The sequence below is a fragment of the Klebsiella sp. JB_Kp031 genome, from assembly GCF_040064295.1.
GTDB classification, from domain to species: Bacteria; Pseudomonadota; Gammaproteobacteria; order Enterobacterales; family Enterobacteriaceae; genus Klebsiella; species Klebsiella quasipneumoniae.
Map to the genome: position 1 here is coordinate 1 of NZ_JBEAJW010000019.1, position 605 is coordinate 605.

Here is a 605-nt window from a genome sequence, read left to right on the forward strand (position 1 = left end):
CGGGGTTGCGGACAGTGTCTGGTGGGTAGTTTGACTGGGGCGGTCTCCTCCCAAAGCGTAACGGAGGAGCACGAAGGTTAGCTAATCCTGGTCGGACATCAGGAGGTTAGTGCAATGGCATAAGCTAGCTTGACTGCGAGCGTGACGGCGCGAGCAGGTGCGAAAGCAGGTCATAGTGATCCGGTGGTTCTGAATGGAAGGGCCATCGCTCAACGGATAAAAGGTACTCCGGGGATAACAGGCTGATACCGCCCAAGAGTTCATATCGACGGCGGTGTTTGGCACCTCGATGTCGGCTCATCACATCCTGGGGCTGAAGTAGGTCCCAAGGGTATGGCTGTTCGCCATTTAAAGTGGTACGCGAGCTGGGTTTAGAACGTCGTGAGACAGTTCGGTCCCTATCTGCCGTGGGCGCTGGAGAATTGAGGGGGGCTGCTCCTAGTACGAGAGGACCGGAGTGGACGCATCACTGGTGTTCGGGTTGTCATGCCAATGGCACTGCCCGGTAGCTAAATGCGGAAGAGATAAGTGCTGAAAGCATCTAAGCACGAAACTTGCCCCGAGATGAGTTCTCCCTGAGACTTTAAGTCTCCTGAAGGAACGTT

General features: G+C 55.4%; 1 rRNA gene. It reads left to right on the forward strand.

The features are described 5' to 3' along the window. A 23S ribosomal RNA gene (locus ABLV64_RS05760) occupies window positions 1–605 on the forward strand; the annotation flags it as partial.